The following is a 16948-nucleotide window of genomic DNA, read 5'->3' as shown; positions in this document are numbered from 1 at the left end:
CTCAATTTCTCCTTTACAATTTTCGTCGCTGAAAACATTGTAACCAGAAATTGATATGGCTCATTCTCTTTTTACACAATTATATGGACTTAATCCTTATTTGGGCTATTCTTATTAATAATTTCAAAATAAGCGGAATTTTTCCGTCTATTTCTCCGTTCGGGTGCTCACCGATACTAAACGAGGGATTCAGCATCTTTCCATCTCTGTCCAAGAATGAATGGATGACCTCATTTGACCAGTGACCAATAGCGGGTTAAAACTTACCTCTATCTATTTTCGCTAGAATTAAGTAATCCTTATATACAATTGGAAATATATGCTCATTAATTTGCTGCTTCCTTTTTATACCTCTGAACCGAACTACGGTTAATCCTTTTTTTCTGGCATTTTCCATAAAAAAGCAACGATAATAATAGTTGCAGCTAATAACAGGATCGTTTTTAATGAAAAGCCTTCAAAGATGATTTCTGCAAGGCTTGCTAATAAGACAATGACAAAAACAAGAGCTAAAACGACACGATTCATTTAGTTTCTTCCCACCTCAAAGTATACTTATTTTATTTTAGCGAAAGAAACTAAGCGTTGTCCATTAAAAAAGTGCTTGGAAATAATTCCCCATAGAAAATATGTAGGTGGACAGACAAAAACAACTCCCTTGTTACATAGGAATTATGTATAGGCAAAAGGCCGAAAAAGCGGGGGTGGAAAAATGTCTGGGATTTTAACAGCACTCGGGTTTTTAGTTAAGGAGATTGTCTTTCTTGTTTCTTATGTAAAGAATAATGCATTTCCTCAACCGTTATCATCTGCTGATGAAAAAAAATATTTGAAGTTAATGGCTGCTGGTGATTCACATGCCCGCAACAAGCTGATTGAACACAATTTGAGGTTGGTTGCGCATATCGTCAAGACAATATGAATATGAAGCAATGTCAAAACCACATTAATATATCCTATGTTATTAATGCATCCTTTGAACTGATTAGAAAGGGTAAATCTAAGTTTCTTGTTGTAAAGGACAAGCCTGTATTGTCATTAATATAATTTTTGTTTATGTAGAAGAGTTGTCTAAATTATCATCTAATAACCTTCAATAAAAATCATCCTATATTGTATATGTTTTCCAATCAGGGGTCATATTATATATATGATGACATTACGGTCAAGAAAGGAGAAAAATACATGGAAGAATTAGTTAAAGAAGATAGGTTTGGTCTGACCCCTAAATTACCAAAAACATTAGAAGAAATTGAAGATGGCTGTATTTTAACTCCTGAAGATTTGGCAAATTATATGGGCTTATCTGTAAGGCAAGTAAGAAGGTATTGTGAGCAAGGAAAAATTAGATCTCTTTGTTTCGGAAGGAAATATGTAGTATACGGTTCTGACTTCAAAGAATTTTTGAGAAAATCATTAATACGACCTTCTTCAATCAGGGAGTTGGCAAATTGAGAAAGAACAGTCTCAAATTAATAGTGCTTTCTTTTTTCAAAGAAAATGAGATTGATTATGTTTTTCATAAACATGATTTGATTTTTAGTTGTTTTCAGTGTAATAAAGAAGCCAACATGGATGTTGCTACATCCTATTGGCATTGCATCAATTGTCATTCAAAGGGAAACTTAAAGGAATTAATCGAGAACAAAGAACTTTTCAAACGGGGTATAAACTTATACAACCCTAAAAAAGAAAAAAACGAATTACTAGGAAAATTAAAACAGCTTATTAGTAAACAGGATGATGACAAGTTAAAAAAACAACTTGAATCTGTATATGAAAAAACATATACTTTAACAAATTATTTGCTAAACGAAAAAGAGTCAATCTAAATAATAACTGATTAGGTTGGAAAGAGGATAATGGAAAAGTTAAAACAAAAATCAAACAAAAAGGGCAGCTATTCCCGCAATTGTTCAAATACCGAAATTCTTTTCCCTTAACAAGCAAAAATATTTTTTTTATACCAGGTGATGTAAATAAGGATTCATGGCAAGAGGCAACGCTTCTGTAGCTTTATAAAAAAGATTGATTATTTATAATAAAGTTTGATTATAATCATCTCATCTCTATAAATTTCTAGAGGTGAGATGATTTTTTGTTGGATATTAATGTTACTTTCATTGTAAAGATTGTGAAGAAATATACTTAAACTAATGGCGCAGGTTAGTGGAAGAAGGATTTTCACTTTTGATAGAAAATTTATAAAAAAAGAGTGGCTATTGCTATGCAGCTAAAGGAGCAGAATAGTTGAAGAAGGAAAATTTGCTATGTATAACAATTTAAAGAATTTAACATTGGATTCATTTTCTAAAGAAGAATCCATTTTGAAAAACAATTATTCAAAATGGATTCTTTGACTCTTTTATATATTTTTTCTTGAGTGTTTATATATATTCATAGTAACCAGCCAGCTAATGACGATGATTCCCGCAAAAAGAAGTAGCATATTACTGTACAAATGAGTGGATGGATCAGCGTTTATAAGTAGTAATTTTCGATCTAGCAAACGTATCGATAATAACCCACCTACAATTGCAATACCCATTCCTTCTGATAAAAAGCTTGTGAAATTAAGCAAACTCATTCCAGCACCAGCTTCCTTTTGTTCCAAACTACTTGAAACAATTGTGGATATAACTGTTTTCGTAAAAGAAAGCCCCCCAAAAACAAAAATTAATATAATTGTCATGAGCCATGGTGTTGTCTCTATAAAAAGGGCAGCTACTAAAAAGCTGATAGAAAGAAATGCAACTCCAATTGTTAACACAAATAAAGAACCTTTCTTATCAACAAGCAATCCACCAATATAACCGAAAATAATAACACTCATTGCCCCAGGAAAAATAATCCCATTTCCAATTGCGACAGTACTTAATTGATACACATCTTTCATCATATAAGGGACCATAGAAATAAATCCTGCTACAGTTCCAAATATAAGTCCTCCACAAATGATTCCAATCATAAATGAGACATTTCTTCCTAGCGCAGGATCAACAAAAGGATTAGATACTTTCCTAATATGTTTAACAAACATCATAAAAAATATTATGCTAACGATTAGGAAGAAAATTATATAAGATGTCGTAAACATCATAAAAAATACAATACCTACAGACATGAATATTATTCCTACAGTATCAAAAGAGCCTTTTATTACATCTTCCTGTTTTAATAATTTTGCAAGGAATGGAACAGTGATAATCGTCACAACTGGCAAAAGCAATAAATAAGACCAATGGATATATTCGGCAATCACTCCGCCAATAGATGGTCCCACACCTTCTCCCATTGCTACAATGGACCCAATAAGGCCAAATGCTTTACCCCTATTTTCTTTTGGAATATAGCGCGCGACAACAACCATTACAAGTGCTGGAAATGCAGCTGCACCCGCACCCTGAATAAACCGAGCCAAAATAAGTACGGGAAAGAAAGAATGTCCAACAAACCCGATAACTGATCCGATGCAGTTCACTATAATCCCAAATAGGAGTAGCTTTTTGATGCCTAGCTGGTCCGATAGCTTACCATATACAGCTGTTCCTATGGAAAAAGTTAATATGAACGCTGTGTTTATCCAATTTATACTTGCTGGTTCCTTATCAAAATAACTGGCGATATCAGGTAATGAAACATTCAAAACCATTTCATTTAAAACGCTGAAAAAAGAAAGAACACAGAGCCATAATAAAATTTGATTATGGCGCAAATTTGACTGTGAATGAGATATATTCACATTTTACCCTCCAATAATGAGGGTCTACGTAGTTTATAGGGTTATTGATACGTTCTCCCTCTTTAAATGTACCCAATTATATTTATTGCACTTCATAAATAACTCCTCCTAAAATATGATTCATATATTTTATCACATATAGCATAGGATACAAAACTATTCCTCGTTCTTTGAGAAGCTGTGATTACAGCTTCTTTTTAATGATTGTAATGAAGCAACATTCCTGTTATGAAAAGAGATTTAGAAATATCATTTTTTATTACAAGCCATTAAGTTTGTGAAGAAATACACTTAAAGTAAAGGGTGCTTTTATCCCAGAAGGATTAAGGCACTTTTTTGTTGAAGTTATTAAACTAAAGGAGCAGGTTAGTTCAATAACAAAACTTGATTTTTCTATGTATAACAGTGAAAATATTGTAAGAAATCACGAGTAACAAAGAGGACTGATTTAACTTGAAAAGTAGATTCTCAATCGCAAAAGCAGAATGGTCGGATGAAAGAGAAAACCAATATAAAAAGGACTGTTTTAACATTGTTTTTAATTTTGGAGATAAGATAAAAGCTAACGATAATACCGTGTATCTAATAAAAAATGGAGAGGAAATAGAAATAGAAAAACCATTAAAACAAAAAACATTTTGGTATGAAACATGGTTGAAATTGAAGGATTTTTACCAGATGGATTGAACGCATCTTTTTCACTAACAGGTGCGTTAGTTTAATAGCGATATTCAATAATCGGGAGCTATTCTTCAATAAGGAGAATAGCTCTTTCTTATTGAAGTAAAGGTGCAGGACAGTTCAATAGAGGGGTGGATTTTTATAGTAAAATCTTAGAAGGAGGGGGGAGAGAAAATTGAGCAAAAAGAAAAAAGTGCTGTTTTGTATTTCAATAGGTTTAAACATATTATTTATCGCAATTGTAGCTTGGGGAATTATTAAGATGAATTTTGTTAAAGAACAAGTTCTTGTCACAGAGGTTCAGCATAATTTAGTGGAATTGGAAGGTTTGATTGCACATCAGATTAATAATAATTGGTCAGAACCGAATTTGGTGACAGCTGAATTAGGAGATGTATTAAATGGGATTTGGCTCGGCATGACTACTGGGGAACAATTAGGAACACTTTCTAAAAGGGATAAAAAAACTTTGGAGCATTTGTATTATAAATTAAGCCAATATCCAAATGATGAATTATATAGCTTTGTTGATTTGACAGAAGAGGATAAAAAGAATTTTGAAGACCTACGGGAAACACTTCGTAAGGTAGGATTAGGATTAAATATCACTATAAGTGCTTATAAAAACATTCACTAAATCCCCTCATTTCATTATTTATTTTTCCAAATCTCTAAGAAAAAATTCGTGGTAAAAGATGGATGTTTTTTTGTTATGTATAGATATAACAAGACATTTATATAAACGGACATATCGGACATAAAACATACTTTTATGTTGATATTTCGAAGTTTATATCGACAAAAAAGTATGAATAATGTCCCTTGTGTCTGAACATACTATATATAGAGGTGATAAGTATGGAAATTGATAAAGTTGGATTTAATCACAGATTAGTCTCAATGCTAAACGATCTCGGATTTCATACTGTCGAAGAATTGGTTGAATTGTTCAATAAGATGGGATATGAAGGAATAAACAAAGACCTTCCACTTCCTTCGACAGATGACCCCGATTATATGCACATCAAAAACAGAAGGAGAGACCGTTTAGCTAGCTTTAAAAAGCGGGTTGTCCCAAGGTTAATTGAATTAGGCTATATTGAGGATTTACCAAGCCCCGAGCAAATTGAACAAGAAACAGGCAGAAAATTACTTGGAATCGTTGATGCGGCAAAAATCATAAAATGCGATCCAGGTACCCTTGAACAAAATTACTTGGGGACTATTATTAAAGAAACTTCATATATTGTCGCTTATGAAGATTTTTTACCCCACAAGGTTCAGCAAAAATACCTCTTCTTTGAAGATGATTTAAAAGAAATTTCTTCAAGGTACGCATTTAATCTTACAGAAATCGCTAGTGAATTAAACATTAATTCTAAGAACCTGGCCCAAACATTAAAAAGAAAATTATCCGATGAAGAAATGAAATTTGCTCAGCTTAACATGAGACATTGGAACAAAGAATGGATTGTGAATAATATTGAGGAAATTATATCCAGGAAAAATAAGTCATATTTAGAAGGTGTAGATTATACGATTTACTTTAGTAATCAATTGAACAGTTTAATCGATTCTTATTTCAAGGATCGTTTAAAAGGCGTTGAAATTGAATTTGATGGAAAGACATATTTTCCTGAACCAATAAAAAAAGAGACAGCTGCTAAACGATATAGAGGTGCACTTGAGAGATACTTTTATAAAGTTCTTTGCGGAAGAGCAGGAATTGAAAATTATTGGGGAATGGTAACAAAAAATTCATTTAGGGAATTAATGCCAGAAGAAGAGGCTCGGATTCGTGAATTGAATTTTGACCTTTCACAATTTGAATCGAATGACCTCCTTTCAATTTATAAAGGGTTAAAATCGGATGGTTCTAAAAAGGCTTGTACCAATGTATTAAAGCCATTTCTCTATTATTATCTTATGAAAAGGGAAGAAGAATATTATGAAAAACTAGAAAGAAGTTATAATGAAAGCTTCGTATTTGACAGTAAAATGGAGCGTGACAAACTATTCTTAATGAAAAGGCGCTTTGATAAAGCCCTTAAAAACGAAACACCAACAAAAGCTTCTAAGCCACTTAATCCAAGAGTAAAGTTTTACGGTACTAGAAAAGACATAGTTGAATGTTTTAAGACTTTGCTTCGGAACGAAGTTGGTGCGATTAATGGAGGTTTACGGTTTCCGATTAAGAGTGCTGCTGTAATGTTAACTGGATTTTTAACAGGTATTCGTCCACTTGAAATGATTGAAATTGATATTGACAAGCATTTAGATATTGAAAAAGATCCAAATCACCCAGACTTTGGATTTCTAAAAAAGTATCTCTTTTCTGAAACTGAAAATGATTTTGTGCGAACAAACATTAATGACCCTGAAGGTTGGTCTAGACTTTGGATTGATGAGGAAATAAGTAAAGGGACATATTCTCCATCCCCTGAATATGGGACTATAATTGTTCCAAGACTTGCTGATTTCTTAAATTACTATCTACGTTGGTTGTATGGAAGACAATTAAGCAAATTCGATAAAGGAAAAGGTTACCTCTTCCGTTCCGATGAACGTATTCCAAGTATGCAGTACCGTAATCCGAATTCACTAACTACGTTCATTAGAAGATGGAGGCACGAATTTCCTTTTCTTGATCCAGAAGAGGTATCAAATTTTGCTTATTATGAAACACGTCATACAGTCAACAATTTAATTATCAACAAGACCTTGATTCGCGATCCCCAGATTAACGAATGGAAGGTAAGGGTAGCCGAGATTCATTGTCGTCACAGTATAGGAAATGATCAAGGATTTACTCACAGCCTAAGTTCAATAAACAAAGAGCACTATCAAGAAGCTGTCCCATTGAAAATTTATTATAGTGTTCTTAAAAATGCACTGGACTTTCCTTTCGAACATTCTAAATTAATAAAATGGGAAAAAGTGAATAATCCATTGGGTGTTGCCGAATATAAGGGGAAAGATTTATCAGATGGCGAGGTTATGAATGAGGTTCAAATCGAAACGGAAGAACCAATTCAAACTATAAATGAAGTTGATTTTGAAGCATTTGAAGCACTGAACTTAGAATTACAAAAGAACAAAGAAATGCTTCAAACACTTGGAATTCCGCGTCTCGCTAAGAAAGAATATGGTTTAGAGAAAAAAGATCGATTAAGCAAGATTGAGGAAGTTAAGAAGATTATCGCCAATTTAGAGAATGACATGGATAAATTAAAGGAGCGGTCATTAACATGATGAGTTACACCGATTTTATGGATTATTGTCAGAGGATGGGGTTAGACCCATTCTCTTACTTAATGCCAACCAATGTTTTTAAAAAAGTAGACGATAATGCTCAATATGAAACAAGTGACATTGCAGAGTATATGGAATTAAGCGATCGCCAAGTAAGACGCATTTTGTTAAAGGGTAAAGCTAAACTGATTCGCATGAAGCCTTTTACATGTACAGGGCTTGAGGTTAAACAGGCAGTTTTTCAAAATTATTATAAATACATAATGAATAATTTTCCGTTAAAAAAATGAAATTGATTAAAAAAACCACCAGACAGTATAGGTGGTCTACGAATTTGATAAATTCTCTCTATATGGTTTATATTCTATTGAAATGTGTGAATGTCATGAATGAGGAAATTTCGTTCAATTGAGCAGTTTGGCGTGTATAAAAATTCAAATGAAGAGAAGTTATTTTTGAATATTTTTCCTTTGGAAAAAGCCAACAAGCTTTTCTTTTTGATTGTCAATTTGGCATGCTCTTTCTCTTTGCCAAATAATTCAAGGCGAAACCATTTGATAGAAGGAGAATAAAAAATCGGTTTGGGATTTCCAATTCCAAAAGGTTCTAAAGCAGCTAAATCATCAAAAAGTGTGTCAGGAAATTGTTTAATATCCATTTGATCTGCGTAGTGAATGATTGATTCAATCTTTGCCCCATTTCCCGTTGTAAGCTGTATGTCTCTTCTAAATGCGTCTATTTTCTCTAAATCAATCGTTAGACCAGCTGCCCCTTGATGGCCTCCGTACCTTTTTAAGTGTACTGAGCAGTCATTAATCGGCTTTATAATAGAAAAATTTGAACCCTGTAAGGTTCTTGCGGAACCAATGCCTGATTCTGAAATCACAATTGCGGGTTTTTTGAAATTCTCCGTTATTCTTGCCGCGATAATCCCAATAATCCCATTGTGAAAATCTCCATCTATCACAATAATCCTATCTTGGTTCCATCCTTTCCTGATAATTTCTTGTTCCGCTTGCTTGTATTGCTCGCTCGTTAACGCTTGTCGCAAACGATTAATGGCGATTAAACTTTTCAGCTCTTGTTGGCTTGCAAAAGGATTCGTTAATAACTGAACAGCGATATTTGGATCATCAATACGACCAACAGCGTTAAAAATGGGGGCGATTTGAAATCCTATTTTGCTGCTGTCAATATGAGAAATATGCAACAAATCAAATAAATTTTCTAAAATTGGATTGGGATTATTATTCATCTTTTGAATCCCAAGCCAACAGATGGCTCTGTTTTCTCCATTAAGAGGCATTAAATCAGCAATGGTTCCAAGTGTTGCCCATTCAATGTAATCCCAACAATATTTTTCCCAAGAGAAATTGGATGTTGCTTGAAAGAGTGCTTGTACTAATTTGAAAGCAACTCCTGCTCCAGAAAGATTAGGGTAGGGGTATTTATTATCAAAGCGCTTTGGATTAATAAAGGCATAAGAGTTGGGAAACTCGCCTAGAATTTCATGGTGATCAGTGACAATCACGTCAATTCCTTTTTCTTTCGCCACTTTCATAGCGTCATACGCACTCGAACCATTATCAACGGTAATGATTAGCGAAACGCCCCGATGAGATATTTCCTCGATTGCTTTTGGAGAAATTCCATATCCCTCATGTCTAATCGGTAAACGAAAGGATACATTTGCTCCAAAGAATTTGAGACCTTTATAGAGTAATGTTGACGAACTAATGCCATCCACATCGTAATCTCCAAAAATCATGATGGGTTCCTTTTGCTTCAGAGCTTGTATAATTCGTATGACTGCTTTTTTCATATCATTTAATAAAAAAGGGTCATGTAAATCACGAATGGAGGGATATAAGAATTTCCAAATTTGGTCTTCGGTTTGGATTCCGTTCTTAACTAGCCCAAACATTAAGATTGGATTGATTGATGTTTGTCTTGCTAAATAATGAATCAAATCTTTTTTTGAATGAGTATCTAGCGATGGGATAAAGGGTTGCCAGATAGTATGATTACTAATCGTCACATGAACAACTCCAAAAATAATTGTTATCACAATTATTTCCAAAATTAGTCAACTTTATACCTTCAGTTTTGATTTTGGAAAAATATGAAATTTAATAAGATTCTTGCTATAATTATATTATACAAAGAATGGAAAGTAGGTTAACGATATTGGGGGATATTGCAACTAAAAAAACACTTACACTAGAAAATTTAGAAGTGGCATGTGACAAGTTTGATCCATACATAAAATCTATTAGAGAGTCTATACCAAAAGTTGGTGAGGACGATGTACATTTTGAACATGATTTGAATAAGAAAAAGTGGAAGAAGGCTTATGTCATTGCTAAAGAAGTGTTCAGCTGGAGATCACTCATTATCTTTCCTGTTACTGGTTTAATCTGGTGGTTTTTCAGCATAGATATTTTGTTTGGATTTATTATATTATCGTTTGTACTTACAGTTATTGTGCTTTTTTTAATAAATTATGTATTAAAAATAAAAACATTGTTTGATATGACTGATGAAAGTAAAAAGGATTTCTTCCATTTTCGTGCCTATGCAAATCACCGAAGAGAATATGATGTGTTTGCACATTTTTTAATTAATGGCAATGTATTTCGGTTCAAACAAGCGCTTGAGTTATTTAAAGATTGGGATAAAGAAATTGAAAAGAAAGACGAAATGATATTAAAATTTGAAAAAGATTTGAAAAAGATGGCGAATGATTCTGTAAGATTACCTGCTGAAGCAGAGCAAGAAATAGAATTTGTAAATTCCTTGTCTGAAAAATTATTAGAAAAGATTCGTCGAAAAACAGAAGGCGTATTGTCTTTTAGTACGATGGAATTAGTGGGGAAATATGCTATCTATCGATTAGAACAAGAGCAACTTATCATTGAGTATGCCTCTGTTGTAAGTAAAAGCATCCCTAAAACAGTGGATTTGGATGATAAAGAAATGAAAAATCGTTCATTCATTAAGATTTTAGAGTCAATCTATGATTGGGAAACGGACAATCATTCAACCATTTCGTTTGTTGTTGAATTGAATGGTGTAATTTATGTCTATACTGTAATTATTAATGAACGGAATAAGCATGCATTGAATCCTCAATCATCTTCAGGTAAAATGAATATAGATAGACTTGCGGATGTAGTTTCAACAGCCTTTAAGTTGTACGAGTATAACACTAGTAAAAAGAAAAGGGGCTGATTCGTATGGGTAATGTAATTGTTAAGGTTAGTGGACGCAAAAAACGATCAAGCAACGCTGGAAAAAATATCAGTGCTTTCGAAAGAATCAGACGGGAAAGACAAGAGGAAAATAAAAAATTACTAGAACAATACGATAAAGAAATCAGAAGAGTCGTAAATACTCGATAAATATAGCAAAGAAAAAGACGAAGGATTATGTTCTCCTTGCGTCTTTTTTTGTGTACTTATTATCGATGTATTCTATATGATTTTTTAATGCTTCCAAGTCTTTAAATAGGTTAGAAAACTCTTCATTAAGTTTAGCCATTTCTTGTTGTAGATATGAAGGTTCGTTATAATTGCCTCTTTTTTTTCTTAAGTGTAATGGGTAGACTTTCATCTTAAAACTCCCCTTCGATATTTCCATTTATATTTATATTTACCCTACTACCTAACATAATATGTTAGTTTTTGAAAATATCCTTCGCTTTCTGATTTAAAATCAATCCCCAAAAAACATTAAAATAGGGGGGCTGACACTATGGTAGTTAAATCATTTAAAATGAAGAAAAAATGAGATTGAAATTTTAGGGGGAGACGAGAGTGTTCACCGACTCATTATCGATATTTTTTGAAAGTAGTGGACTAGGAAGTTATTTGGAAAAATAGGAATTACCTTTCGGAGGTTTGAAATGGCACTGCTTCATTATGTTTTTTTTATTGACGTATAAAATTAATGAATTTGTGTTGATATAAGGAACCGATAAAAATCCAATCAGGACAATAGGAGTTATGAAAAGGAGCGCAAGCTCCTTTTTTTTAAAACTTCTAATCATAAAAACTTGCATTTTTGATTACAATTTAACAATTAAGGCAGCTTAAATTAAAGAATTCAGGCAATTCCCTATTATTAGCCGATATGTCATAATAGTAAAATAGACATAGGAATAATATGGCATTCTTTTATCGAGAAGAAAGGAGAATTTTTCCGTGAATGATGTGAAATTGGACAAGAAAATTGAAATGTGGAAATCACGACTTTTAGATTTCTCTAAAAGAAATCGATTAATAAATTTTAAAACTACTAAATCAACGATAAGAGTTGATGCTAAAACTTGCGAGGTATTTGATCTTTTAAATAATGAAAAAGAATTAATGGTGAATGCTCACATTGATTTAGAGAGAGAGGCAAGGAAACAAATCCAAGTCGCTAATAAAAAGGAACTCAGCAAAGAAGAAACAGACGAAATGGTTTATAAAAATATCATCAAATTAAAACAGAAACTTGAAAAACAATTAAATGAGATTCGATTAAAAGGAAAGTCATCAATTGATGAAAAAGGGGTCAACACGCTTTATTTGGCGTGCGGTTTTTTAAATTGGACAGAGGCTGAGCAAAGCAATATTATTCTAAAATCTCCCCTGTTCCTAGTTCCATTATCTTTATATCGAGATACGGCAAGAGAACCTTACTATATGTATAAAGCAGATGAAGTGATTTTTAATCCAGTTTTGGAACAAAAACTAAAAATCGATTTCGGAGTGAAGATAAGTTCCCTTGAAGATTTAGAATACGAATCATTTGATGATTTGTTAAAAATATATTCAGAGCAAGTAAAAATTGAAGATAATTGGATGGTTACATCGGAGAGCTATATCGGGTTATTTTCTTTCAATAAGTTAGTCATGTTTAAGGATTTTGAGCAATATGAAGATTATGTAAAGGGAAACACTTTTATACAGACCTTGGCTGGCATTAAGCAAGAAAAAGACATATGTGACCGCGAAAATATTGAGGATATCAAAATAGCTGACCATAAGGGAACATCGGAGCAATCATTTCAAATATTAGACGCAGATTCGAGTCAGCAGGAAGCTATTTTAGCGGCGAAAAACGGTGTTAGTTTTGTGATTCAAGGACCTCCAGGAACTGGAAAGAGCCAGACCATTACAAACATTATCGCTGAATCGTTAGCACAAGGAAAAAAAGTATTATTTGTCAGTGAGAAAAAAGCTGCATTAGAAGTGGTGAAAAAAAGAATCGATGAAAAAGGTCTTTCGGATTACTGTTTAGACTTGCACAGCCATAATGCCAACAAAAAAGCGGTTTTAGAGGAATTAAGAAAATCAATCGATCAAAAACAATCGCCTGATTATAAGTCTCCATCTTTCTCAGAATTTGACGAGATTAAGCATAAACTAAATCTATATGTGCGAGCACTGCATCAAACGGTCGATCCATTGAACGAAACAGTGCAAAAAATACATGGAAAATTATCAGCGTTGCATGATACACCTGTGGTGCTTTTTGATATTCCCGAAGTTCAAAAAATTAATAATGAACGATTAACGGAAATGAAAAAGACCTTAATCAGACTTGAAAAAATGAAAAGTTTAATCGGTAAAGAGGATGAACATTTATGGAAAGGAGCAATTCCAAAAGACTCAACATTTGATTTGGAATCCAATATTAAAGCAAATTTTATTATTTTAGCAAAAAATATCAGAGATTTATATGATGAGTTTAAAAAAACCGCGAATATGGTGTCTTTTGAAGGGGAACTCTCTCTAGGTGGTATTGACCATATCCTTGACTTAAATACAATGATTATCAATAAACCTGACGCACCGAGCAATTGGTTCGGTTCAAATGGAAGAGAATTATTAGAAAAAGCTAAGGATCAATTTGAACACTTTGAATCCTTATTTTCATCTATAAAGATTATAAAAGAAGAACTTTTTTTGAAATATAAAAATGATATTTTGAATATCGATCATCATAAAATTCACGATACTATTACTTCAAAATACAAAAAAGAAATTCTGAATTATACAGATGACTATGAAAATTTCATCGATAAATCATTTAAAAACGAGCAGAAAATCAAAAGTTCAATCGAAAAAATAATTCAGTTCTATTATGAAATAGACAAAATAAATAAGAAATTTCAAACTTTAACCAGGGTACATACGAAAAATATAAATGAGAAAGACATCTTTTTTTTGGAGAAACTTTATGATTTTATCAGAGATAATCCTCAGCCGACAAAAGAATGGTTTGAAATGGAGAAAAAAGATGAAATCAGAAAGATAATTAAAGAAAATATTCAATTATTCCAATCATTCCATGCAGAAAAGCAAAAGCTCGAAACAGATTTTGATTTAAAAATTTTAGAAGAGGATTTAGAAGGGATTTTAAATCGATATATCCAAGAATACTCTTCTTTTCTTCGCCATTTTAATAAGAATTTCAAAAGAGATAAAACATTAATTAAATCGTATTTGCTTGATAAAAAGAAACTGCAACATGAAAAAATAATTAAAGAACTTCGTTCATTAAACTCGTTAAAAGAAATGAAGAATCAAATTGCTGAGCAAAACAGCTACTTATCGGAGCTTTTCGGAAGAGGATTTAATAGCGAAAAAACAGATTGGGAAATGATTTCATCACATGTTGAAAAGATATTTTCGTTGAATACATTCTTAATGAACGAAGACAAAAAAGACATTTACTTATCATTTGTTCTGCAATTAGAAAATCAGACAATCATAGATTTTAAAGAAATTATCGATCAATTAAGGTCTCTATATCAAAGTTTTCATGAAGAAGTCCAAAACTTGCGAATAGAATTTATGCCAAAGCTATGGGAACTAGATGAAAATACAAATTTCTTAAACTTTGAAAGTGAGTTTCATGAAATAATTGTTTTTATCAATGAAATCATTAACGCTAAAAATGAAGTGGAGGCTTTGTTATTAAACAGTTCCGATATCCATTTGAAAAAAATTGAGGAATTGTTTTCTACGGTAAATGACATAAACCACATGGAAGGGGAAATAGAAAATCAGTCAGACACCCTTTCATTGCTCTACGGAAAGATGTTCAAAGGCTATGAAACAGATTGGTATTCGGTCAAAGAAGCGATCAATTGGACTGTGAACGCTGAAAAGAATTATCAGGGATGGTTTCCAATAGCTTTCGTTGAAGTAATTAATGACCCTGATAAATTTGCTTACTTCTCATCAAATTGTTCTCAGCTAGAAAGAAAGAGAGAATCATTGGAAAAGCAAATCAATTTTTATCAAAAAATATTTCCTTTCGATGAAAAGAAATTCAATGGACAGGCATTTTTTAATGCACAATTATCTCAGATGGCTTTTATTCTAGATTTGCTAGCGGAAAATGCAAATAAACTTCAAGAATGGATTACCTATCAGGAAGCTCGTAGCAATGTATATGAATTAGGGCTTAAAGATTTTATTAATAAAATGATCGAAGAAGATCAGTTAAATGCTTCATTTGAAAAGGTCTTTTTAAAACGGTTTTATCAATTATGGCTAGATAATGTGTATAGTGTATTGCCAGCGTTAAAACATTTTCGAATCGACCAGCATGAAAGATTGCTTAAGGAGTTCAAGGAATTTGATGTGTTGCAAATTGACATTAATAGTGCTAGGGTACATGAAATATTAACAGATCGAAAAGAAAATTACGTAGAAACTACTGCTCACCTAAGTTCCGAGTTCGCTATTTTAAAACGTGAAATTCAAAAGCAAAAAAGACATAAATCGATTCGGAACCTTTTTTCAACCATGCCAGACTTAATTATGGCACTTAAACCTTGTATGATGATGAGTCCGCTTTCTGTCTGTCAATTTATCGATCCATCAATATTGAACTTTGATGTGGTCATCTTTGATGAAGCCTCCCAAATCAGACCAGAGGACGCCATCGGAACAATCATGAGAGGAAAACAATTAATTGTTGCTGGGGACGATAAACAGCTTCCTCCGACATCCTTTTTTGCAAGCCAAATTGAAATGGATGATGAATTTATCGAAGAAGAAGACGAAGAGATTTATGAAAGTTTTGAGAGTATTTTGGATGAATGCTTGTTATTTATGCCTCAAATTTCATTGAAGTGGCATTACAGAAGCAAGCAGGAGTCATTAATAGCTTTTTCCAATAAAGAAATTTATAACAACGAATTGTACACTTTTCCAAATTCTATTCAAAGTGAACATGATGGCATATCAAATATTTATGTAGAGGATGGCGTTTATGACCGAGGAAAGTCAAAAAAGAATTTGAAAGAAGCAGAGAAAGTTGCGGAGCTTGTTTTTGAACATATTAAAAGATCAAAAGATCGTTCACTTGGAATTATCACATTTAGTGAACCCCAACAAATTGCTATACGGGACAAGATTGATGAATTTAGAAAGCAGCATCCTGAACATGAAGATTTCTTTAGCGAAAATCATCTTGAATCGTTTTTTGTCAAAAACATTGAAAATGTTCAAGGAGACGAAAGAGATACAATCATCATAAGTGTAGGATACGCAAAAGACGTTCATGGTCAAATGTATTATAACTTTGGACCGCTTAATCATGATGGGGGAGAAAGAAGGTTAAACGTAGCTGTCTCTCGGGCAAAAAAGGAAATCAAAGTTGTTTCAAGTATTCTTGATATCGACTTAGATGATGCTAAATTAAACAAACGGGGAACAAAGTTATTGAAGAGTTATTTAGCATATGCGAAAAGCAATGGGGAATTCAGCTATAATGCTGGAATCGAAGATGATGCTGATTTTGATAGTCCTTTTGAAGAAGATGTTTATCGAACACTACAAAGAAAAGGTTTAGAACTAAGAAAACAAGTCGGATGTTCTGGTTATCGCATTGATTTGGCGGTCGTTGATCCACAATTTCCAGGTCAATATATTTTAGGCATTGAATGCGATGGTGCAACCTACCACTCTTCAAAAACTGCCAGAGACCGTGATAGATTAAGACAATCCGTTTTAGAGTCTTTGGGTTGGAAAATCGAAAGAATTTGGTCACAAGATTGGGTGAAAAGGAAACAAGAGATAGCAGATTCGATTGCAAATAAAGTGAGAGATATAAACAGTGTAACTACTTAATTAGAAACACAAATTTATAAAGCAACCCAAAAAGAGATCACCATGAGATTCGATGAAAAACTTGGGATATATCGCCAAACTCTTTTTGTACTAAGACAAGTTGGTCACCTCATAGATTGTCTTAGAGGTGATTGGAGCT

The 16948-nt window shown here is 32.8% G+C and carries 14 protein-coding genes and 1 pseudogene; 10 read left to right on the top strand and 5 right to left on the bottom strand.

All coding sequences use genetic code 11. The annotated features are described in order from the left end of the window. Positions 1-369: 369 nt before the first annotated feature. Positions 370-528, bottom strand: a complete 159-nt coding sequence (locus tag J2Z40_RS11305) for a hypothetical protein (protein ID WP_157087837.1) — start codon at positions 526-528, stop codon at positions 370-372. 184 nt (positions 529-712) lie between these two features. Between J2Z40_RS11305 and J2Z40_RS11300 the strand changes: the two are divergent. The 3 genes and pseudogenes from J2Z40_RS11300 to J2Z40_RS11290 form a co-directional block, all read left to right on the top strand. Continuing rightward, positions 713-913, top strand: a pseudogene (locus J2Z40_RS11300) (RNA polymerase subunit sigma-70); the annotation flags it as partial. A gap of 272 nt (positions 914-1185) precedes the next feature. Then, entirely contained in the window at positions 1186-1455 is a 270-nt protein-coding gene (locus tag J2Z40_RS11295; RefSeq protein ID WP_066396186.1) for a helix-turn-helix domain-containing protein, read from the top strand. After that, complete coding sequence (locus tag J2Z40_RS11290; protein WP_066396183.1) at positions 1452-1832, top strand: hypothetical protein; 381 nt, start codon at positions 1452-1454, stop codon at positions 1830-1832. The genes J2Z40_RS11295 and J2Z40_RS11290 overlap by 4 nt, the downstream gene beginning before the upstream one ends. A gap of 533 nt (positions 1833-2365) precedes the next feature. Here J2Z40_RS11290 and tet read toward each other — a convergent pair. Together tet and J2Z40_RS20160 are read right to left on the bottom strand one after the other, a co-directional pair. Further along, positions 2366-3742, bottom strand: coding sequence for a Tet(L)/Tet(K)/Tet(45) family tetracycline efflux MFS transporter (gene tet / locus J2Z40_RS11285; protein ID WP_066396181.1), 1377 nt, complete (start codon positions 3740-3742; stop codon positions 2366-2368). A 33-nt stretch (positions 3743-3775) separates the two neighbouring features. Beyond that, complete coding sequence (locus J2Z40_RS20160) at positions 3776-3838, bottom strand: tetracycline resistance efflux system leader peptide (RefSeq protein WP_157087879.1); 63 nt, start codon at positions 3836-3838, stop codon at positions 3776-3778. Positions 3839-4195: 357 nt separating this feature from the next. On the opposite strand from J2Z40_RS20160, the gene J2Z40_RS11275 reads away from it, so the two are divergent. The 4 genes from J2Z40_RS11275 (at position 4196) to J2Z40_RS11260 (ending at position 7965) form a co-directional block, all read left to right on the top strand. Next, positions 4196-4429, top strand: a complete 234-nt coding sequence (locus J2Z40_RS11275) for a hypothetical protein (RefSeq protein ID WP_066396180.1) — start codon at positions 4196-4198, stop codon at positions 4427-4429. A 169-nt stretch (positions 4430-4598) separates the two neighbouring features. After that, the gene (locus tag J2Z40_RS11270) at positions 4599-5060 is read left to right on the top strand and encodes a hypothetical protein (RefSeq protein ID WP_066396171.1); all 462 of its coding nucleotides are present in this window, start codon (positions 4599-4601) and stop codon (positions 5058-5060) included. Positions 5061-5281: 221 nt separating this feature from the next. Continuing rightward, positions 5282-7675, top strand: a complete 2394-nt coding sequence (locus J2Z40_RS11265) for a hypothetical protein (RefSeq protein ID WP_066396167.1) — start codon at positions 5282-5284, stop codon at positions 7673-7675. After that, positions 7672-7965, top strand: coding sequence for a hypothetical protein (locus J2Z40_RS11260; RefSeq protein WP_066396164.1), 294 nt, complete (start codon positions 7672-7674; stop codon positions 7963-7965). Before J2Z40_RS11265 ends, J2Z40_RS11260 begins: the two co-directional genes overlap by 4 nt. 74 nt (positions 7966-8039) lie before the next feature. On the opposite strand, the gene recJ is transcribed toward J2Z40_RS11260, so the two are convergent. Continuing rightward, entirely contained in the window at positions 8040-9713 is a 1674-nt protein-coding gene (gene recJ, locus J2Z40_RS11255; RefSeq protein ID WP_342590335.1) for a single-stranded-DNA-specific exonuclease RecJ, read from the bottom strand. A gap of 149 nt (positions 9714-9862) precedes the next feature. Between recJ and J2Z40_RS11250 the strand changes: the two genes are divergently transcribed. Together J2Z40_RS11250 and J2Z40_RS11245 are read left to right on the top strand one after the other, a co-directional pair. After that, positions 9863-10906 (top strand): hypothetical protein, encoded by a 1044-nt coding sequence (locus J2Z40_RS11250; RefSeq protein WP_066396161.1) that lies wholly within the window; start codon positions 9863-9865, stop codon positions 10904-10906. A gap of 5 nt (positions 10907-10911) precedes the next feature. Further along, positions 10912-11076, top strand: coding sequence for a hypothetical protein (locus J2Z40_RS11245; protein WP_157087836.1), 165 nt, complete (start codon positions 10912-10914; stop codon positions 11074-11076). A gap of 25 nt (positions 11077-11101) precedes the next feature. Here J2Z40_RS11245 and J2Z40_RS11240 read toward each other — a convergent pair whose 3' ends face one another. Next, positions 11102-11287, bottom strand: coding sequence for a hypothetical protein (locus J2Z40_RS11240; protein ID WP_066396158.1), 186 nt, complete (start codon positions 11285-11287; stop codon positions 11102-11104). Positions 11288-11877: 590 nt separating this feature from the next. Here J2Z40_RS11240 and J2Z40_RS11235 point away from each other — a divergent pair. Further along, positions 11878-16809, top strand: a complete 4932-nt coding sequence (locus tag J2Z40_RS11235) for a DUF4011 domain-containing protein (RefSeq protein WP_066396156.1) — start codon at positions 11878-11880, stop codon at positions 16807-16809. The last annotated feature ends 139 nt before the right edge of the window (positions 16810-16948 follow it).

The sequence above is a fragment of the Cytobacillus eiseniae genome (assembly GCF_017874625.1).
GTDB lineage: Bacteria > Bacillota > Bacilli > Bacillales > Cytobacillaceae > Cytobacillus > Cytobacillus eiseniae.
Note: the sequence above shows the minus strand (reverse complement) of the source record. Positions and strands in the feature narration are given on the sequence as shown.